At 41.3% G+C, this 19,506-nt stretch carries 18 protein-coding genes; 14 read left to right on the top strand and 4 right to left on the bottom strand.

The window, feature by feature from the left end:
• Window positions 1-148 precede the first annotated feature (148 nt).
• A complete protein-coding gene (locus ASL19_RS02450) occupies window positions 149-1,153 on the top strand; it encodes a thiamine phosphate synthase (RefSeq protein WP_057177142.1) in 1,005 nt (334 codons plus the stop codon).
• Window position 1,154: 1 nt separating this feature from the next.
• Here the strand turns inward: ASL19_RS02450 and ASL19_RS02445 are convergent, their stop codons facing one another.
• Entirely contained in the window at window positions 1,155-1,793 is a 639-nt protein-coding gene (locus ASL19_RS02445) for a bifunctional 4-hydroxy-2-oxoglutarate aldolase/2-dehydro-3-deoxy-phosphogluconate aldolase (protein WP_057177141.1), read from the bottom strand.
• A 98-nt stretch (window positions 1,794-1,891) separates the two neighbouring features.
• Between ASL19_RS02445 and ASL19_RS02440 the strand changes: the two genes are divergently transcribed.
• On the top strand, window positions 1,892-2,638 hold the full coding sequence (locus ASL19_RS02440; RefSeq protein WP_057177140.1) for a DUF561 domain-containing protein: 747 nt from the start codon (window positions 1,892-1,894) through the stop codon (window positions 2,636-2,638).
• A 56-nt stretch (window positions 2,639-2,694) separates the two neighbouring features.
• Here ASL19_RS02440 and ASL19_RS02435 read toward each other — a convergent pair whose 3' ends face one another.
• Entirely contained in the window at window positions 2,695-3,843 is a 1,149-nt protein-coding gene (locus tag ASL19_RS02435) for a DegT/DnrJ/EryC1/StrS aminotransferase family protein (protein WP_057177139.1), read from the bottom strand.
• A gap of 148 nt (window positions 3,844-3,991) precedes the next feature.
• On the opposite strand from ASL19_RS02435, the gene fetB reads away from it, so the two are divergent.
• On the top strand, window positions 3,992-4,768 hold the full coding sequence (fetB, locus tag ASL19_RS02430) for an iron export ABC transporter permease subunit FetB (protein ID WP_057177138.1): 777 nt from the start codon (window positions 3,992-3,994) through the stop codon (window positions 4,766-4,768).
• Here fetB and cutA read toward each other — a convergent pair.
• The gene (gene cutA, locus ASL19_RS02425; protein ID WP_057177137.1) at window positions 4,760-5,113 is read right to left on the bottom strand and encodes a divalent-cation tolerance protein CutA; all 354 of its coding nucleotides are present in this window, start codon (window positions 5,111-5,113) and stop codon (window positions 4,760-4,762) included. The genes fetB and cutA overlap by 9 nt on opposite strands.
• 80 nt (window positions 5,114-5,193) lie before the next feature.
• Here cutA and ASL19_RS02420 point away from each other — a divergent pair, with 80 nt between their 5' ends.
• The 4 genes from ASL19_RS02420 to mrdA all read left to right on the top strand — a co-directional run bounded on the left by ASL19_RS02420 (window position 5,194) and on the right by mrdA (window position 10,624).
• A complete protein-coding gene (locus ASL19_RS02420; RefSeq protein WP_057177136.1) occupies window positions 5,194-6,078 on the top strand; it encodes a phosphorylase in 885 nt (294 codons plus the stop codon).
• Between the two features lie 52 nt (window positions 6,079-6,130).
• Entirely contained in the window at window positions 6,131-7,963 is a 1,833-nt protein-coding gene (locus ASL19_RS02415; protein WP_057177135.1) for a tetratricopeptide repeat protein, read from the top strand.
• 45 nt (window positions 7,964-8,008) lie between these two features.
• Window positions 8,009-8,746, top strand: coding sequence for a cytochrome b/b6 domain-containing protein (locus ASL19_RS02410; RefSeq protein ID WP_057177134.1), 738 nt, complete (start codon window positions 8,009-8,011; stop codon window positions 8,744-8,746).
• Between the two features lie 84 nt (window positions 8,747-8,830).
• Window positions 8,831-10,624 (top strand): penicillin-binding protein 2, encoded by a 1,794-nt coding sequence (mrdA, locus tag ASL19_RS02405; protein WP_057177133.1) that lies wholly within the window; start codon window positions 8,831-8,833, stop codon window positions 10,622-10,624.
• Between the two features lie 12 nt (window positions 10,625-10,636).
• Here mrdA and ASL19_RS02400 read toward each other — a convergent pair whose 3' ends face one another.
• On the bottom strand, window positions 10,637-11,068 hold the full coding sequence (locus tag ASL19_RS02400) for a DUF29 domain-containing protein (protein ID WP_040009658.1): 432 nt from the start codon (window positions 11,066-11,068) through the stop codon (window positions 10,637-10,639).
• 269 nt (window positions 11,069-11,337) lie between these two features.
• Here ASL19_RS02400 and ASL19_RS02395 point away from each other — a divergent pair, with 269 nt between their 5' ends.
• The 7 genes from ASL19_RS02395 (at window position 11,338) to ovoA (ending at window position 19,493) form a co-directional block, all read left to right on the top strand.
• Window positions 11,338-14,727: a phycobilisome rod-core linker polypeptide gene (locus ASL19_RS02395; protein ID WP_057177132.1), complete on the top strand. Its 3,390-nt coding sequence runs from the start codon at window positions 11,338-11,340 to the stop codon at window positions 14,725-14,727.
• A gap of 26 nt (window positions 14,728-14,753) precedes the next feature.
• Window positions 14,754-14,897, top strand: coding sequence for a hypothetical protein (locus ASL19_RS18080; RefSeq protein WP_167379334.1), 144 nt, complete (start codon window positions 14,754-14,756; stop codon window positions 14,895-14,897).
• A gap of 133 nt (window positions 14,898-15,030) precedes the next feature.
• Window positions 15,031-15,516 (top strand): allophycocyanin subunit alpha, encoded by a 486-nt coding sequence (gene apcA, locus ASL19_RS02390; protein WP_057177131.1) that lies wholly within the window; start codon window positions 15,031-15,033, stop codon window positions 15,514-15,516.
• 68 nt (window positions 15,517-15,584) lie between these two features.
• Window positions 15,585-16,070 (top strand): allophycocyanin subunit beta, encoded by a 486-nt coding sequence (gene apcB, locus ASL19_RS02385; protein WP_006278150.1) that lies wholly within the window; start codon window positions 15,585-15,587, stop codon window positions 16,068-16,070.
• Between the two features lie 471 nt (window positions 16,071-16,541).
• Window positions 16,542-16,748, top strand: a complete 207-nt coding sequence (locus ASL19_RS02375; protein WP_006278152.1) for a phycobilisome linker polypeptide — start codon at window positions 16,542-16,544, stop codon at window positions 16,746-16,748.
• Window positions 16,749-16,833: 85 nt separating this feature from the next.
• On the top strand, window positions 16,834-17,991 hold the full coding sequence (locus tag ASL19_RS02370; protein WP_057177130.1) for an FtsW/RodA/SpoVE family cell cycle protein: 1,158 nt from the start codon (window positions 16,834-16,836) through the stop codon (window positions 17,989-17,991).
• Between the two features lie 152 nt (window positions 17,992-18,143).
• Window positions 18,144-19,493, top strand: a complete 1,350-nt coding sequence (gene ovoA, locus ASL19_RS02365; protein WP_057177129.1) for a 5-histidylcysteine sulfoxide synthase — start codon at window positions 18,144-18,146, stop codon at window positions 19,491-19,493.
• Window positions 19,494-19,506 lie beyond the last annotated feature (13 nt).

Here is a 19,506-nt window from a genome sequence, read left to right as displayed (position 1 = left end):
TCTAGAAAAAATTACCTGATCTGAGCAATTTTTATTTAACCACAGTTCCCCACAAGCTGTAAAATAATATAGCGATCGCATCCTTTAGCCCAAGGTAAAATCAACTCCTACCCAAAATATAATCAAAATATAATTACAACATACAATTGTGGTTTATCGTATCCTAGATGCAAATTTAAATAGATCCCGGGAGGGGCTGCGAATCATTGAAGAATGGTGTCGTTTTGGCTTAAATGATGCCTCCCTAGCTGAAACCTGTAAAAACCTACGTCAAGAAGTTGCTAGGTGGCACACACCACAAATCAGAGCAGCACGAGATACTGTAGGTGATCCTGGCACGGTTTTGAGCCATCCTCAAGAGGAACAGCGTAGTTCTATTACATCCCTATTACAGGCTAATTTTTGCCGTATTCAGGAAGCCTTTAGGGTTTTAGAAGAATACGGCAAGCTACATCACGAAGAAATGGGGAAAACTTTTAAGCAAATGCGCTATCAAGTGTATACCCTAGAAAGTACCTTGATGGGTCATCAACGTCATCACCTATTATGGCAGTCTCGCTTGTATTTAGTCACGTCTCCTGCGGATAACTTATTAGCTATTGTTGAGTCTTGTCTCCAAGGTGGACTGACCATACTGCAGTATAGAGAAAAAACAGCTGATGACATGGTGCGTTGGGATAGGGCTAAGAAACTCAGAGAGTTGTGTCGAACTTATGGTGCTTTGTTTATTGTTAATGACCGTATAGACCTAGCCTTAGCTGTTGATGCGGATGGAGTACATTTAGGACAACAAGATCTACCAGTTGCTGTAGCTAGGGAATTATTAGGTTCACAACGTATCCTAGGACGTTCCACCACCAACCCCCAGGAGATGCAAGCAGCAATTACAGAGGGTGCGGATTATATTGGTGTCGGTCCTGTATATGAAACACCAACTAAACCAGGAAAAGCAGCAGCAGGATTTGAGTATGTAAGTTATGCAGCTAGAAACTGTCCCATTCCTTGGTTTGCCATTGGAGGTGTGGATATGGGTAACATTCATGATGTCATCAAGGCTGGGGCCCAGCGCGTAGCTGTAGTAAGGTCGCTTATGGAAGCAGAACAACCTACCCTCGCTACCCAATATTTCATATCCCAGCTATTGCGCAAGTAGGTTAACTCCCATTTAATCTTACCATGAGATCTTTAGATTGCTTGCTAATAGCTGACCAGTTTTCCGTTAGTACCCATTGTTTAGGGAACAATTCCCCACTCAAACCTACTGCAATAGCTCCCCCTTGCAAAAAAGCTGAGGCATTGTCTATAGTCACCCCACCTGTGGGAATCAGGGGAATATGACCCAAAGGACCTTGTAAACTCCTAATATAGTTAACTCCCCCCATAGCTTGCACAGGAAACACCTTGACACTACTTGCACCCTGATGCCAAGCTGTAATGATTTCTGTAGGTGTTAAAGCTCCAGGAATAATGGGCACGTTTTTAAAAACTGCCATTTTAATCATTTCTACATCTGTGTGGGGGGTAAAAAGAAACTGGGCCCCAGCAGCGATCGCCTCTTGTAATTGTTGAACATTAAATAGGGTACCAGTCCCAATTAGACAATGGGGTAAATGAACTCTTAACTTAGAAATTAAATCCCGGGCGCGATCGCTATCCCAAGTAATTTCTATTAACTGCATACCTGCGGATGCTACGGCCATAGCCATCTGTTCACCCCAGTACATTTTTGGGGTACGAATAACAGCGATCGCCTTATGTTGTTTTAATTTTGACAGCCAGGTTTGATCAGACATAGGGCAACTATCTCGACAGTTAGTCTTGTGGAATATCTTCAGAAGGTGTAAAAATAGTTCTACCTTGAAATAGTCCAAAAATACCAGAAATAAAAACTATGATCATGCTTCCTCAGCTGCAAAATGCTTTTCTTCGCCGCAACGTTTTAAAAGTAATTAGCGGTTTAAATAACTTCAACCTTGACAGTGTAGCTGCTATAGTTAAAGCGGCGGATTTAGGCGGTGCAACATTCGTTGATATTGCTGCTGACCAAAGATTAATCCATTTAGTCAAAAGTTTAACCAGCTTACCAGTTTGTGTATCTGCTGTGGAACCAGAGCAGTTTGTCCTGGCTGTAAATGCTGGTGCCGATTTAATTGAAATTGGCAACTTTGACTCATTTTACGCACAAGGTCGCAAATTTGAAGCCGACGAAGTTTTATCCCTAACCCATAAAACTCGTGCCTTACTGCCTGAAATAACCCTATCTGTGACTGTTCCCCATATTCTCACCCTAGACCAACAGGTGCAACTAGCTGAAGCCCTAGTTCAAGCTGGTGCTGACATTATTCAAACCGAAGGGGGAACTAGTAGTAAAGCAACCCATGCTGGAACCCTGGGTTTAATTGAAAAAGCTGCTCCCACCCTAGCAGCAACATTTGAAATTTCTCGTGCTGTGTCCATCCCCGTTTTGTGCGCTTCTGGTATTTCCAATGTCACCGCACCCCTAGCTGTAGCTGCTGGCGCTGCTGGTGTGGGCGTAGGATCGGCGATTAATCAACTTAACAGTGAAATTGCTATGATTGCTTCTGTGCGCTCTCTAGTAGAATCTTTGTCTAATAGTAATATTAGTTCACCTGTGTAAGCGGTTGTCAGAGAATTCTTAAAGGGTGTTTGGTCCTGGACCAAACCCATATTCAACTAACTCAAACAGTCCTTCAAACTATAAATCACCCTGTCTTGCTGCTCCTGAGTCAGTTCTGGGAACATAGGTAAGGATATAACTTGATGACAAGCTGCTTCAGACACTGGCAATCTTCCACACTCATAACCTAAACATTGATATACTGGTTGCAGGTGTAAAGGTACAGGGTAATAGACCATGGTGCTCACTCCCCTTTCTTGTAGCGCAGTTCTCACCCAGTCCCTATATTTAGAACTAGCGCCATTTCTCTCTTGACTGGAAACGCGAATAGTATATTGATTCCAAACTCCTATCCCCCCCAATAATTCTTGCGGTGGGGTAATCCCAGAAATTTGTCCCAGATGTTGATAATAATAGGCGGCTATTTTTTGCCGTTGTTCATTCCAAATATCCAAATAGGGTAGTTTGATTTCCAGAATTGCAGCTTGGAGAGCATCTAAACGACTATTTACACCTACTTCCTCATGAATATATCTTGTCTTGCTACCATGTTCCTTTAATAGTCTAATTTTGTCCGCTATTTCTCTATCGTTAGTGGTGATTGCTCCCCCATCACCACAACCCCCCAAATTTTTAGTGGGATAAAAGCTAAAACACCCAATATTTCCTATACTACCAACCTTTTGTCCCTCCCAACTCGCACCTGTAGCTTGAGCGCAATCCTCAATAACAGCTAAATTATGGGAGTGAGCAATCTCCATCAAAGCTGTCATATCCACAGGTAATCCAAACAGGTGTACAGGCATTATAGCTTTAGTTTTTTTGGTAATAGCCGCTGAAATTTTGCTCACATCCAAGTTAAAGGTAGTGGGGTCAATATCTACAAATACAGGTATAGCCCCTACCGCACTAATCACTTCCGTAGTCGCAAAAAAGCTGAAGGGTGTGGTAATTACCTCGTCCCCCGCCCCAATATCCAAAGCCCGTAGCGATAAATACAAGGCATCAGTACCGGAATTACAAGCTACACACTCGTTAACACCATGATAGGCAGCAAATTGCTGTTCAAACCCCTCCACTCCGGGGCCACCAATGTAACGTCCGGAACTGAGAACTTCTAACACAGCACGACTAATTTTGGACTCAATGGCCAAATACTGCTGTTTGATATCAAATGCGGGAACGGAATTTACACCTTGGATCATGGTTTTTATCTTAATTGCGGGATAGGGATCAGACGGAAAAGTATTGTTCTAATAGGAATGGCTATTCTATTCGCCTGTTCTAATTGTACTGGTTAGTCATACTATTTATTATATTTATAATATGGTCATATACTAGTATTACTGAACTATGTCAGATTTAGTTAGGTTGGACATTACGGATTTGGGTTTTGCTCTGGGTTTAATGGCTATTACCATTGGTTTATCCGTCTGGGAAAAATTGGGACTGGAATTAAACCTAGTCATAGCAGGGTTGCGAAGCTTTTTCCAATTGGTCGTGTTAGCATACGTTTTAGATTTCGTTTTTGCCACTGATAATGTTTGGGTTATTGGGGGGTTTTTCCTGGTTATGTTGACAATTACAGCTATTGTAGCCAGAAACCGTATCAGTACCAAAGTTTCTTTCTTACTTCCCCTGGTTTGGATAACTATTTTTGTCAGTACATCACTAATTCTTATCTATATAAACTTTTTGATTATTAAACTTGATAGATGGTATGAACCACGTTATTTAATTCCTATATCCGCCATATTGCTTGTTAATGCCATGAATGCAGCAGCAGTAGCAGGGGAAAGATTAGTTGGCAGTATTCGTCAATTTCCTCAAGAAATCGAAACCCATCTCAGTTTAGGCGCAACGCCACAACAAGCTGTTAGTCAATATCGCCGAGACGCAATTAGAACAGCTCTTTTTCCCACACTTAATCAAATGATGTTCATGGGGATGGTAACCATACCTACTTTTAGTAGCGGACAATTACTGGCAGGTATGTCACCGCTGGAAGCCTTATCCTACCAAATTCTTATCGTTTTTATGGTAGTCCTGGTTAATTTACTAACGGCAATTTTGATTACTAGATATCTATATCGTCAATTTTTCAATGATGCTATGCAGTTGTTAAAGTAGTTCAATGTTTTTTGCTCCCATATTCCATAATGTTTTTGTTTCTTTAATTAGCCAGCTTAAATAAGTCTCACTTACATAATCAATTGGCATAGCCACAATACAAGGTGTATCGTAAGAATGTAGGGAACTTATCTTATCCTTTATTTGTACAAATAGATCTTGGCGAGATTTCATAATTAAAATTGCTTCTTTTTCTACTTGAACTTCACCATTCCACCAGTAAATACTATCCATATTTTCTACTATGTTAGCACATGCCACAAGACGCTCTTGTACTAATAGCTTACCTATACTAAGAGCTTCATCCCGGTCTTTACATGTAACGTACAAAAAAATAACTTTCATATCTTAAATGATTAATGTTTCTTTAGTTGTCACTTATCATGAGAACTGATTGAACCTCTCCCAGAATCGTTTTCTTCCCCATGACATACAGTCAAATCCTACTCCCTCCTGGGACGTTGTGGAAAAAACTCCAGGAAACTACTCACCATGCTTTACAGTGCGGTGCACTCATACCCATATCTACCAAGTCCGAATTTGTTGAACAAGATGGAGTAATCTTTTTAGTACGAGTCTTGTCTAACCTGAATCGCAAACAAAGTGCCCAAAAAAAACAAGATCAAATTATTAAGGTTTCCGGAACAGACTTTAACCCTTTTCTGCCATATCAAGAAGATCTATTTGTAGCTGATATCTCAGAAACTCATGTTTGTATATTGAATAAGTTCAATGTGGTTAATTATCACCTATTGATTATTACCCGTGCTTTCGTAGAACAAGAGAGTCTGCTGACTGGGGAAGATTTGGCAGCAATGTGGGCCTGTTTAGCCGAATTTGATGGACTGGCATTCTATAATGGCGGTAAAGTTGCTGGTGCTAGTCAGCGCCATAAACATTTACAAATTATTCCCCTAGCTGAAACTGAAATTCCCATAGCTCCATTATTGACTACAGCTAAATTGGAAAATGGCATTACTACCATACCAGCATTTCCTTTCCTTCATGCTTTCACTGCTTTTTCCCCCGATGAAACTCCTCAAGACATCCTGTCTAAGTATTATGCTTTGTTAGACATGGTTAGCATTACAGCAACTGATAATCTTCAACAATCCGCAGCCTACAATTTTCTGGCAACCCGAAATTGGATGTTGGTTGTACCAAGATCAAAGGAGGATTTTATCTCCATTCCTATCAATTCCCTGGGGTTTGCAGGTAGTTTATTGGTTAAAAATTCCGCACAAATGCAGCTAGTTAAGGACATTGGCCCTATGAATATTTTAAAGAACGTTGCCATATCCAATATCTAAAAATGTTATTATGTCTATAGGATTTCTATCTTCACCTGTTTCTAATCTCCCTATGTCCGAATCTCTTCCTTTACGCGATCGCTACCTAGCTTTAATCGACGAGATAGTCAATAACACACTAAAAGGCAAAATTAGCTCCGTGGATCAAATCTACCAAATGTTACTCAATGGTATAAGTGTGGGTACGGGGGAGGTATTTGAATTGGCTCTGAGCGATCGCACTAGGGATATACAACTTCAAGTAGAAAATGAGAAAGATGAGACAAAAAAAGGCAAAGCCAATCGTAGTTTAAGAGCGATAAAAACGGTTCAAAGCCAATGGCAGCGGTGGGAGGAGCAAAACCAGGCCACAGAGGTAATTACATCAGCAGTAAGAGAAATTATCAGTGCTAGTCCTGAAGAAAATTTAACTGAATTTTTACGATACTTAGATCCTAATCAAAAACATGCTCTAAACCTGTCCCAACTCCAACAAATAGCTAAATCATTAGATCAGTTTAGTACGGTTAATAGAGATATAAAGGAAATATGTGAGGGAATTGGGCTGGGTATTAGCAGTTGGCAACGGATACAAGAGAACCTATTAAGTTGGATGTATGAACAAAAGAACTTGCTGGGATTTGGTGGGATACCGGGGGAAAGTGGTCCTTGGGCCAGTTGGGCAAAACTGGTGAAAAGTGAAGTACCGCAATCATTGTTTCAAACTCTAGCCATGGAAGATTCCGCCATAGAATTTGCTCGAAAGCAGCAAGGTATGAGTTTAAGCGATTGGGTGGAACTGGCAATAATCTTACAATTTCTACAACGAGGTTTAGTTAGTTGGTTTGACCAGCAGGTTTATGATATTCAAGCTGGTCCAAAATTATCCATAGCTACATTTTTAACCTTTGCTATCATTTGGAGTCAGCTAGCATACGGTTGGGAGAACCAAAAAGCTAAATATAGGGATGGTGCATCGCAAATCGTTCTACAAATATTGCGAGCTTTTGCCCAGCGTTCCTATTTTCCCCTCTATGGGGGAATTTTTGCTTCCTTTTGGGGTAGTTACTTGCGAGATGCGCTCGATTATTTGGATGCACCATTAAACACCGTAGCAGGTACACAGGAAAAAGCCAGAATTTTAACTTTGTTAGGTTATTCTCAGCGTGCTATGGGTAATTATTCGCGCTCTTTAAATTTTCATGAACAGGCCTTAGAAATTGCCAGGAATGGCGAAGACACATCCTGTGAAATTGCTAATTTGAATCATTTAGCCCGTACTTACGTGCAGAGTAAGAACTATGCAGAGGCAATAAATTATAGTCAAAGAGCCTTAATACTAAGCAGACAAAAGGGAGATAAAACTGGAGAAAGTAACGCCTTAGTAAACCTGGGCTACAGCGAAGTTATGCAGGGAAGGGAATTGGAAAACCTGGAACCCGAAATTTACGAATCGGCAATTAATTACCTGGAGCGGGGACTAAAACTGGCGGAAAAATTACAGGATCTTGCCACCCAGTCCTTGTGTTTTAGCAGTCTGGGTATTGCTCACTTAGTCATCGGACAACATCAAACAGCAATTAAATATTTAGAAATGGGTTTTAGAACCGCTCAGGTTACTGGAGACTTATATACCCAGGGTTGTAACCTAGCCTACTTATCAGAAACCTATTATCAATTGTTGAATTTTGAGAAAGCAGTTTATACAGGTTCCTTAGCTGTGTACCTATTAGAGCAGATCGCATCTCAAGAATGGCATCAACCAGCAATGCTATTAAACACTATAATCAGACAAATAGGTAAGGATAGCTTTCAAGAGCTACTGGGAAAAAACCGAGCCAAAATCATTTCTGTGATTGGTGTTGATGGTTATGATTATATTCCGGAACTATTGGAAGGGTTATAAGGTTATAATAGCAGAAATTAACACCAATACACCCAATATTAACTCATAAGTCGTTCAACACCATATCAACCGCTAATTTTGAGGATTCTACACTCCTTGAGTGGGATTTTAGTGCTTGCTGCAATTATTACTGGATTTTTAGTATATAATACCTTCGACAAAAGATTTGGCAGTCTTCCCATCGCCAAGATTAATCCTATTCAAGATATACACGGTACTGTTGCTTTACTATTCTTACTCTTATTACCCCTGTTTTCGCTTTATAGCTTCCATGGCGGAAAAATACGTTTATTGCAAGCGGACTCGCTACAGAAAGTATCCCAGCTCAATGAATTTAATCAACCGATTTGGTGGCTAAGTTTACAACGGTTGGCAAATACCTTCATGTTAATTGCTGCAGTTTTAGCAGTGACATCTGGAAGAATGATGAAAGAAGAATGGTTACCACTGGGAGAATTGGATCATATTTGGTATTATTGCCATTTAACAGCATGGTTAATTCTAATCTGTTCTTTAGCTATACACCTGTTAATGTCTGCTAAAGTTGGTGGTGCGCCACTACTGCTTTCCATGATTTCATGGAAAGTGCGCACTCAAGACAGTCCCAAGCACTGGTTAACTCGTTTACGTAATTGGTCTCTAACTCATAATTATAGGCAAAGCTTGGCAAACCTTTATCAGTTGCTACAAAGTAACACAATTTTAAGTTTGATTGAATTGCTAGTGATACTGGGAATTATTGCTGCTTTCCTATTACCTCTATTTTTCTCATCCGGTGATTAACCAGTAATGTTAGAGCAGAGTGGAAACTTGTAAACTACTCTTGTTTTTAAATAATACATATTCCACATCCCATATTTTCCTATCATGATTACATTACCACCATTACCACGGACAGTAAACAATCAAAAAAGTGACCGCACTGTTGGGCGTGGTCTACAATCCATATACTTAATACTATTCACCTTGTTAATGCTCTCTGGTATCACTGCTCGTTTGGTTTACTTACAAATCATTCAAGGACCCAAAATGCGGGTGCGCGCAGAATCTAACCGCGTGCGAATAATTCCCAAACAACCAGAAAGAGGAAATATTTTTGACCGTAATGGCAAACTATTAGCTACCACCCGCTACCCAAGATCCGTTTATTTGTGGCCCATGACACATACTAAACCATCTTGGTCTGTTGTTGGCCCTCGTTTATCGAAAATTCTGAATATCCCCCAGGTGGACTTAGAAGATAAGCTGGAAGAAGCTGGAGCTTATTCTTCTTCTCTAGTTCGTATTGCTCGTCATTTAAATGAAGCTCAAATTACAGCTTTAAAGGAATATGCCACGGAATTACCAAACGTAGAAATAAATACCGATGCTGTTAGATACTATCCCCATGGAAAAATTTTAGCTCATGTGCTTGGCTATACACGAGAATTAACAGCAGAGCAACTGAAAAAACGTAGGTCCGAAGGTTATCGTCTGGGTGATGTGATTGGTCAGATGGGGGTGGAAAAAGCTCACGAAAAAACACTGCGAGGAGAATGGGGTGGTCAACAGGTAGAAGTGGATGGAGCTGGTAGACCCCTACGGGTGTTAGGTCAAAAAGAAGCTAGGGCAGGTAATGATTTACACTTAACTATAGATTTAGACATTCAAAAAGCAGCTGAAAAAGCTTTAGGTAGGCGTAATGGCTCAATAATTGCTCTTAATCCTAATAATGGTGAAGTGCTGGCCATGGTGTCCCATCCTACTTTTGATCCGAATGTTTTCTCCAAACAAAGACTTTCTCAGCGAGACTGGGAAAGTGTGCAGGGTGCGGATCACCCTCTAGTTAATAGAGCTTTGAGTGCGTTTCCCCCCGCTAGTACCTTTAAAATTGTGACCACTGCAGCGGCCATAGAATCAGGCAAGTTTGCTCCTAATACTGTGTTACAAACCTATGGTTCTTTAACTATTGGTGGAACTAGATTTGGGGAGTGGAATCATGCGGGATTTGGCCCCCTTGGTTTTGTCGGTGCAATGCAGTGGAGTAGTGATACTTTTTTCTACCAAATTGGCAAAGGTATTGGTGGTCCCACATTGATTGAATGGACTCGTAAATATGGATTTGGGAAAAAAACCGGTTTTGACTTTGTCACAGAAGAAGCTAGGGGTTTAGTACCTGATGACAATTGGAAACAGAAGGCTTGGAAAATTCCCTGGAGTATAGGTGACACTATTAATATGACCATCGGACAAGGTGCGCTTCTGACTACACCTTTACAAGTGGCAGTTATGTTTGCCGTACCTGCTAATGATGGCTACAGAGTTAAGCCACATTTGATAAAAGATAACGGAGATGCTAAAAAATGGCGTGATTCATTAAATATGAAGCCCATAACTATTAATATCTTACGAGATGGTTTACGAAAGGTAGTATCTGAAGGTACAGGTAAGGTCTTAAATAAACCTACCATTCCCCCAGTAGCTGGTAAAAGTGGTACTGCGGAAGCATGGAGGAATAAGGTGAAAGAAAATCATGCCTGGTTTGGTGCTTATGCACCTGCAGACAAACCAGAAATTGTTATCGTCGCTTTTGCGGAACATTCTGGTGGTGGTGGTGGTAGTGTTGCTGCACCGATGATTTTGGAAATTCTGGAAGATTATTTTTCCAGGAAACGTAAGTAAGGATTTACACTACTACTGGTTCCAAAAACAATCGGTTAGTAACCGATCCTGGGGGAAAGGACAAGTTGTGGGGAGTTCAACACCAGGATATATATCCCTTACATCTGATACAGCATCTTCCCAGGTTTCTGGGAAAACTTCCCCAAAATAGTTCTTGAGACTAGGTGACACTGCTAACAAACGCTTAATTTGTCTGCGTTGTTCTTTAATAGTTAACTCCCAACCTCGGTTGTCATAAGTATTGTTTATATAGCATCTTTTTAGTAGGTGTTCCAATAGGACTTCTAAGCGGTTTTGCAGAGCTTGTTTCTCACTGCGTCCCAAACTACTTATCTCCTCCCTAATATTTATCCAGTCAATACCATCTAGATCCTTATCTTCCAGCCTTTTTGCTTGCTCTTGAGTCCACAGCACAAAATCGTCATGGTACAGTGAGGAATTCATAACTGTCCCTTTATCCATCCTAACTCCCCCCCAGTTTAGCATTAGTGAGGAGAAATTGAAATCACAGAATAAATCACAAAATTGTCACACTTCTTAATAAATCAACAGCGTTACCACAAAAAGTTCTAATCTAAAAATTGACTGGGTTAATTTACTGGCAGTTTTGTAGGCGAGCTAAGCATAAAAATACCAATATGTCAAGTATATCAAGCCGCAAAACAACCCAGACTTAACACATAGACTTAACTTATAGGAGTTTTAACAATTCGATGAGTGTTAAGGCAAGTGGTGGAGGCTCCGTAGCACGTCCACAGTTATATCAAACTTTACCGGTAGCGACCATTTCCCAAGCGGAACAGCAAGACCGTTTTTTAGGGAGAGGGGAACTAACAGAACTGGAAAGCTATTTTGCATCCGGTGCAAAGCGCCTAGAAATTGCACAAGTTCTGACTGAAAACTCAGAGACCATTGTTTCTCGTGCAGCTAACCGCATCTTTGTTGGTGGTTCACCCATGGCATTCTTAGAAAAACCCCAAGAACCAGAAATGGCTCTGGTGGGTGGTAGTACCATGAATGTGCAAGAGGGTATGAAACTGGGAACCATCACCTATGTAGAAAGTCGGGGAGGATTCTTCGAGAGCTTGCGTTCCATTTTCAATACTTCTGCAGGTGGTCCCACACCTCCTGGGTTTAGACCGATTAATATTGCCCGTTATGGTCCTAGTAACATGTCCAAGAGCTTAAGGGACTTGTCCTGGTTCTTGCGCTATGCTACTTATGCCATTGTTGCAGGAGACCCAAACATCATTTCTGTTAATACCAGAGGACTCAGGGAAATCATTGAAAATGCTTGTTCTGGTGAAGCTACTATTGTTGCTTTACAGGAAATCAAGGTTGCTTCTTTGTCTTTCTTCCGCAAAGATCCAGTAGCTACAGAAATTGTCACTCAGTACATGGATGTTCTGCTGACTGAGTTCCAAGCACCAACCCCTTCCACAAAGGTTCGTCAACGTCCATCCGCAGATCAACAGGGTTTACAATTACCACAAATTTATTTTAACGCTGCCGAGCGTCGTCCTAAATATGTGATGAAACCTGGTTTGTCTGCTACTGAGAAGACAGAAGTGGTTAAGGCTGCTTATCGTCAGATCTTTGAGCGCGATATTACCCGTGCTTATAGTTTATCCATCTCCGACTTGGAATCGAAGGTGAAAAATGGCTCCATCTCCATGAAGGAGTTTGTGCGTCGTTTAGCTAAATCTCCCCTTTACCAAAAACAGTTTTACCAACCTTTTATTAATAGCCGAGTTATTGAACTGGCTTTCCGTCACATTTTAGGACGTGGACCTAGTAGTCGGGAGGAAGTGCAAAAATACTTTGCAATTATTTCCAATGGTGGTTTACCCGCTTTAGTAGATACCTTGGTGGATTCCAGAGAGTATAGCGATTATTTTGGGGAAGAAACCGTACCCTATATTCGCGGGTTGGGACAAGAAGCTCAAGAGTGTCGTAACTGGGGACCACAACAGGATCTGTTTAAATACAGTGCACCTTTCCGAAAAGTTCCCCAATTTATTACCACTTTTGCCGCTTATGAACAGCCATTGCCAGACCAGCACCCTTATGGTTCGGGTAATGACCCTCTAGAAATTCAATTCGGCGCTATCTTCCCCAAAGAAACTCGTAACCCCAGCAGCAGTCCTGCACCTTTTGGTAAGGACACTCGTCGCATCCTCATTCACCAAGGACCAGGTATTAATAACCAATTGAGCAATCCTAAAGCTAGGGGTCTGGCCCCCAGTTCCTTGGGTGCAAAAGTGTTCAAGTTAGATCAGTTACCTGGAACTATTGGTAAAAAAGCTGCCAAGGGTGCTAGTGTTAAATTCTCGGAAAGTTCTACCCAAGCTGTAATTAAAGCCTGTTACTTACAAGTATTTGGTCGCGATGTTTACGAGGGGCAAAGACTTAAAGTAGCAGAAATTAAACTGGAAAACGGTGAAATTACTGTTAGAGAGTTTATCAGAATCTTAGCCAAGTCCGATTTATTCCGGAAGATGTACTGGACTTCCTTATATGTTTGTAAGGCAATCGAGTACATTCATAGACGATTACTTGGTCGTCCTACCTATGGTCGTGAAGAAAACAACAAGTATTTTGATATTGCCTCTAAGAAGGGCTTTTATGCTGTTGTGGATGCTATTCTTGACACTGTAGAGTATAGCGAGTCCTTTGGTGAAGATACTGTCCCCTATGAACGTTATTTGACTCCCGCTGGTCTTTCCCTCCGTCAACTGCGAGTTGGTACTATCCGCGAGGACATCAACAAGGTGGAGAAGGAAGAAACTCCTCGCTTCGTGGAATTGGGTGCAGTTAAGGAATTACGGACCCAACCTAGTGTGGATTTCCGCATTAACCAAGGTGTAAGCAAACAGCGTGAACAAACTAAAGTGTTCAAACTAATTGCTACGGATAAACTAGCAGTTCAAACCCTGATTGGAGCTGCTTACCGTCAGGTATTTGAGCGGGATATTCCACCCTACATTATCCAAAATGAGTTTACCGATTTAGAAAGTAAGTTGGGTAATGGGGAAATCACTGTTAGGGAATTTATTCAGTCTTTGGGTGGTTCTGGTCTTTACATTAAGGAATTTTACACACCCTATCCCAATACTAAGGTAATTGAGCTGGGTACTAAGCATTTCCTTGGTCGCGCACCCCTAGATCAGGCAGAAATCCGTAAGTATAATCAAATATTGGCTACTCAAGGCATTAAAGCCTTTATCAATGCCATGGTAAATACTGCGGAATATGCTGAATCCTTTGGTGAAGATACTGTCCCCTACCGTCGCTTCCCCACCCTACCTGCTGCTAACTTCCCCAATACCGAAAAACTCTACAACCAGCTCACTAAACAAAATGATGATTTGGTTGTGCCTAGCTTTGAAACCCTACAACCTCGGATTAAGTCGGAAAATACCCCACTTCTGGGCAATGCGATCGCAGATTTAGCCATTAAAGCTAAACAAATGGACAAATCTAAACCATTGTTCATTGAACTGGGTCGTTCCTTTAACGATGGTCGTGGTCAATCAGTAGAAGTTGGTGTAGGCACAAGTCGCCGCAAACCGGCTCGTATCTACCGCATGACCGTAGGTACAAACAAACCTGAGATCAACCAGGTAATCAATGCCATTTACGTTCAGGTAATGGATGTATTTAGTGGGCAAATTCCCGACTATATCAGACGCAGTGATTTAGACAGTAGACTGCGTAATGGGGAAATCACCGTGCGTGAATTTGTGATTGAACTAGCCAGTTCGGAGATTTATCGCAAGCGGTTCTACACACCCTATCCCAACACCAAAGTGATTGAATTCTTGTTCCGTCACATTTTAGGGAGAGCCCCTGCAACTCAAGGTGAAATCCGTCAATATAACAAAATATTGGCAGATAGTGGTCTTAGAACAGCTGTAGAAACCATAGTCAACACTGGGGAATACAGTCGTTACTTTGGTGAAGATGTTGTCCCCTATAACCGCTTCCCATCCTTACCTGCTGGTAATTACCTAGGTAGTGTGAAAGCTGAAGCAGATCTAGTTAAACAGTCTTGGTCTAGTCTATCTCCATCCGTTTTAACCGGTCGCGGTACTAACAGATAAGGTAGATGTGGGGAATAGGACAGGTAGTGACAGGTAAAGTTACTCCTGTTTTACAATTCCCCAGACCCAAAACCCGGAAAATGAGCGATTGTGAAAAAAAATATTACAAAGTATTAAGAGCAGTAATGAATGCTCAACATAATGCTGGAAAATATTTTCCGGAAGGATAGAAAAATTTGGTAACTTCTTCACATTTGGGGAGCAAATGTAACCCAGAATGTATTAAGATACAAAACTGCTATCGACCAATAAAAATCCTACCAGTTTCAAACCTGGTGTCATTAGTTTTGGAGGAATCCATTAATGAGTATCGTCACGAAGTCTATCGTGAGTGCTGATGCAGAAGCTCGCTACCTCAGCCCTGGTGAGTTAGATCGGATTAAGAGCTTTGTTTCCGGTGGTGTAGCACGTCTTCGTATTGCCCAAGTATTGACTGACAACCGCGAGCGCATCGTTAAGCAAGCTGGCGACCAATTGTTCCAAAAGCGTCCTGATGTTGTTTCTCCTGGTGGTAACGCTTACGGTCAAGAAATGACAGCTACCTGTCTTCGTGACCTAGACTATTACTTGCGTCTTGTAACCTACGGAATCGTTTCTGGAGATGTGACCCCCATTGAAGAAATCGGTATCGTTGGTGTACGTGAAATGTACAAGTCTTTGGGTACACCCATTGACGCTGTAGCTGGTGGCGTTGCTGCAATGAAATCCGTTGCTGCTACCCTGTTATCCGCTGAAGACTCAGCTGAAGCAGGTGGTTACTTCGACTACGTTGTTGGTGCAATGTCATAGGTTAGAGCGATTCCACAGCTAGAACCGAAAACTTTTGCAATCAGGTTGGAAATAAGGAAATAACAACAATGCAAGACGCTATTACCTCTGTAATTAATTCTTCTGACGTTCAAGGTAAATACCTGGACACCGCTGCTCTAGAAAAGCTGAAAGGCTACTTTGCCACTGGTGAACTGCGCGTCCGTGCAGCTACCACCATCAGTGCTAATGCTGCTGCGATCGTAAAAGAAGCTGTAGCTAAGTCCCTGTTGTACTCAGATATTACCCGTCCCGGTGGTAACATGTACACCACTCGCCGCTACGCAGCTTGTATCCGCGATTTGGATTACTACTTGCGTTATTCTACATACGCCATGTTAGCTGGAGATGCTTCCATCTTAGATGAGCGTGTATTAAACGGTTTGAAAGAAACCTACAACTCCTTGGGTGTACCCGCTGGTGCTACAGTTCAAGCGATCCAAGCCATGAAAGAAGTAACTGCTAGCTTGGTTGGTGCTGATGCTGGTAAGGAAATGGGAGTTTACTTCGACTATATTTCCTCTGGTTTGAGCTAAGAGTGAGTTAGCACTTTTTGGCATTCTATGAATGTTAGCAGTGCTACTTGATTAAGGTCTGGAAATCAAATATGAGTTCTAGGTCGTTCTATATGCTTCGGGTGAGTATTAGCGGTCTAGTATTGATGTTAGATTTCCAGACTTTGAGGGTAAGCTCTACTGAGATAGCTTGTGGAGTAGACAAACCTCTCAAGAATCATCTTGAGACTACGATGAAACAGCAAGTAGGTTCTAAAGTCCAGATTTGTAAAGGTCTGAGTAGCTTTGGGTAGATCCTATAGAGCGGAATAGAATAGATATAGATATAGCCGTAGTCACCTACAAAGGTGCAAAGGCCTTCAGAATAGCTACCCATCAACCCTGTCTATAGCGTTCTGACTAGAGCTATAAATTCAAAGATTTGAGACAGGATTTAGTCTCAAGATTTTTCCGATAAAAAAGGTTTTCCAAAACACAGGGAGTTTAGAAAAAATGGCTCGTTTATTTAAAGTGACCGCTTGCGTTCCCAGCTTAACCCGCACCCGCACCCAAAGGGAATTACAGAATACTTATTTTACCAAGTTGGTTCCCTACGAAAACTGGTTCCGCGAGCAGCAACGAATTCAGAAAATGGGTGGTAAAATTGTTAAGGTAGAATTAGCAACTGGTAGGCAAGGTACTAATACTGGTTTGGCATGATTCTCATAGGTCAAAACTAGTCAAGTCTCCCCCGCTCCAACCGCCTTACTCGCTGTAGGGCGGTGTAAACATATATAGTTTTAACGTGAACCTACGTCAACTCATTCCATTTTTTGATCATTCTGCTGGTAATTGGGCCCCGGAAGCACGTTTGTTGCGCTGGTTGACATTGCTATGGTTAATCCTGGGGTTAATTATGCTTTTTTCTGCATCTTATCCCGTAGCTGCTGAACGCCAGGATGATGGGTTGTATTACTTTAAACGTCAAATTATTTGGGTCTTTGTTGGTCTCATTTTATTTAACTGGATTGTAAATACCCCCTTATCTAAAATTTTAGCAGCATCCCATTGGTTTTTATTCCTATTTTTATTACTAATTTTCCTCATCCTTGTTCCCGGGGTAGGAAAAAAGGCTTTTGATGCAGCGCGGTGGATAGCCATTGGTCCTATTCCCATTCAACCATCAGAATTAATCAAGCCATTTTTAGTCCTACAAAGTGCTAGACTTTTTGCCCAGTGGGAAAAACTCTCCCCACAAGTTCGTCTGTTTTGGTTAGGTGTGTTTTGTTTAGTCCTGTTAGGGATTCTTGCCCAACCTAATCTTAGTACCACTGCGCTTTGTGGCATGACAATTTGGTTTATTGCTCTAGCCAGTGGCATACCCTACAGATACTTGGTAGGAACAGCATTAGGAGGGTTTTCCCTGGCATTATTAAGTATGAGTATTAAGGAGTACCAACGGCGTCGAGTCATGTCTTTTCTAAATCCTTGGGCTGATCCTACAGGGGATGGATATCAGTTGGTACAAAGTTTACTAGCAGTGGGTACAGGTCAAACCTGGGGAGTGGGATTTGGTATGTCCCAGCAGAAATTGTTTTATTTACCCATTCAAGATACGGATTTTATTTTTGCAGTTTTCGCTGAAGAGTTTGGTTTTGTGGGTGGTATAGTGCTTTTATTAGTGTTGGGTATGTTTGCAACCCTGGGATTAATAATTGCCTTGAAGGCTAAAAATCCCATTCACAAATTAGTAGCAACAGGTGTGACTGTACTTATAATTGGACAATCACTATTACATATTGCTGTTACAACAGGTGCCATACCAACCACGGGTTTACCTTTACCCATGTTTAGTTATGGGGGTAATTCCATGGTTGCCAGTTTAATGGCTTGCTCCTTATTAATTCGCGTTGCTAGAGAAAGTAGTGAAGCTGAGATTTTGTCGTTGAAAAAATCAGACTAACTCAATCAGCGAAATAACCATTGCTGGGGAGGTGAACCATAATGGTTAAATTTTGGTTAATAATGAAAAAAACTTCACTGGGTGTAGTATCTATATAACAGCACGTACATAAATAGTGTGCTGATAACCCGGATAAAATTTAACCTCAAAAAATGCCAACCCTATCCCGACTTCCTCATCTAGCATCTACCCAAATCATCAACCTAGATTGTTGTAGTAGGAAAAACCTGCTTGATTACTTTAACAACTCTTGGGAGTTAGAAACAACCCTATTAAGAAGCATCACTCACCCGGATGCTTTTTACCTGAATCCGGATCCTTTGAGAAACCGATTAATTTTTTATTTGGGACACTCAGCAGTTTTTTACATTAACAAGTTAGTTCGAGTTGGATTATTGCCAAATCCCATCAATCCCCAATTTGAGATTTTGTTCGAGGTTGGTGTTGACCCAGAAACACCTGATGAACTAGAATTGGCAACCCAACATATTATCTGGCCCGATGTAGACCAGGTTTGGGAATATAGAGAAAATGCCAGACAAGCAATTACTGAGATAATTGAAAATACACCTTTAAATTTGCCTATTCACGCCCAACATCCCCTATGGGCATTATTAATGGGAATTGAACACAGTCGCATACATTTTGAGACCTCTTCTATGCTGCTACGTCAGTTACCAATTGAGCATTTAAGATTACCATCAGGATGGAATTATGCACCCAGTCATGGTAAAATACCCCCTAATCAAATGCAGGAAATTCCTGGTGGTTTAGTTAAATTAGGCAAAAAAGAAGATGATTTAACTTTTGGTTGGGATAGCGAATATGGCAGTTTAGAAATTGTAGTTCGACCATTTTTAGCCAGTAAGAATCTAATTACCAATGGAGAATTTTTACAATTTATACAAGCTGGTGGCTATGAAAATTCAGAATATTGGCATGGTGAATCCTGGCAATGGAAACAACAAAATAATGTGCAACATCCTAAATTTTGGCTATTGGAAAATTCCCACAATTACAAGTATCGGGCAACTTTTGATATTTTAGAATTGCCTGTAGATTGGCCAGTGGAAGTCAATTATTATGAAGCAATGGCTTACTGTCAATGGCAAGGTACTCGTTTAATGACAGAACCAGAATGGAATCGGGCTTGGAAATTTTCCACCAATAACCAGGGAAATAGGACTGAGGAAAATAATTATAATCTCAACCTGAAATATATTTCTCCCAGTCCCGTGGGCATGTTTTCAAAAAGATCCGGGTTAGCTGACCTACGAGGAAACGTGTGGGAGTGGTTATCTAGTACATTTTCTCCCCTACCTGGATTTACCACCCATTATCTATATGAAGACCAGTCAGCACCATTTTTTGATGGTAAGCATCAAATGATGGTTGGTGGTTCTTGGGCTACAAATGGCACTATGGCCCTACCCTGTTATCGCAACTGGTTTCGCCCCTATTTCTATCAGCATGTGGGTTTTAGAACTGCCATGAGTTTGTAAGGGAAATTTCCAG

The sequence above is a fragment of the Cylindrospermopsis sp. CR12 genome (assembly GCF_001432185.1).
Classification (GTDB): domain Bacteria; phylum Cyanobacteriota; class Cyanobacteriia; order Cyanobacteriales; family Nostocaceae; genus Raphidiopsis; species Raphidiopsis raciborskii.
This window is presented reverse-complemented; position numbering and strand designations above follow the sequence as displayed.

Bases quoted from the DNA above. Each gene is read 5' to 3' on its own strand.
- apcA (WP_057177131.1), top strand. From the start codon at position 15,031: ATGAGTATCGTCACGAAGTCTATCGTGAGTGCTGATGCAGAAGCTCGC.
- mrdA (WP_057177133.1), top strand. From the start codon at position 8,831: ATGATTACATTACCACCATTACCACGGACAGTAAACAATCAAAAAAGT.
- ASL19_RS02415 (WP_057177135.1), top strand. From the start codon at position 6,131: ATGTCCGAATCTCTTCCTTTACGCGATCGCTACCTAGCTTTAATCGAC.
- cutA (WP_057177137.1), bottom strand. From the start codon at position 5,113: ATGAAAGTTATTTTTTTGTACGTTACATGTAAAGACCGGGATGAAGCT.
- ASL19_RS02400 (WP_040009658.1), bottom strand. From the start codon at position 11,068: ATGAATTCCTCACTGTACCATGACGATTTTGTGCTGTGGACTCAAGAG.
- ASL19_RS02375 (WP_006278152.1), top strand. From the start codon at position 16,542: ATGGCTCGTTTATTTAAAGTGACCGCTTGCGTTCCCAGCTTAACCCGC.
- ASL19_RS02445 (WP_057177141.1), bottom strand. From the start codon at position 1,793: ATGTCTGATCAAACCTGGCTGTCAAAATTAAAACAACATAAGGCGATC.
- ASL19_RS02420 (WP_057177136.1), top strand. From the start codon at position 5,194: ATGACATACAGTCAAATCCTACTCCCTCCTGGGACGTTGTGGAAAAAA.
- ASL19_RS02435 (WP_057177139.1), bottom strand. From the start codon at position 3,843: ATGATCCAAGGTGTAAATTCCGTTCCCGCATTTGATATCAAACAGCAG.
- ASL19_RS02440 (WP_057177140.1), top strand. From the start codon at position 1,892: ATGATCATGCTTCCTCAGCTGCAAAATGCTTTTCTTCGCCGCAACGTT.
- fetB (WP_057177138.1), top strand. From the start codon at position 3,992: ATGTCAGATTTAGTTAGGTTGGACATTACGGATTTGGGTTTTGCTCTG.
- apcB (WP_006278150.1), top strand. From the start codon at position 15,585: ATGCAAGACGCTATTACCTCTGTAATTAATTCTTCTGACGTTCAAGGT.
- ovoA (WP_057177129.1), top strand. From the start codon at position 18,144: ATGCCAACCCTATCCCGACTTCCTCATCTAGCATCTACCCAAATCATC.
- ASL19_RS02395 (WP_057177132.1), top strand. From the start codon at position 11,338: ATGAGTGTTAAGGCAAGTGGTGGAGGCTCCGTAGCACGTCCACAGTTA.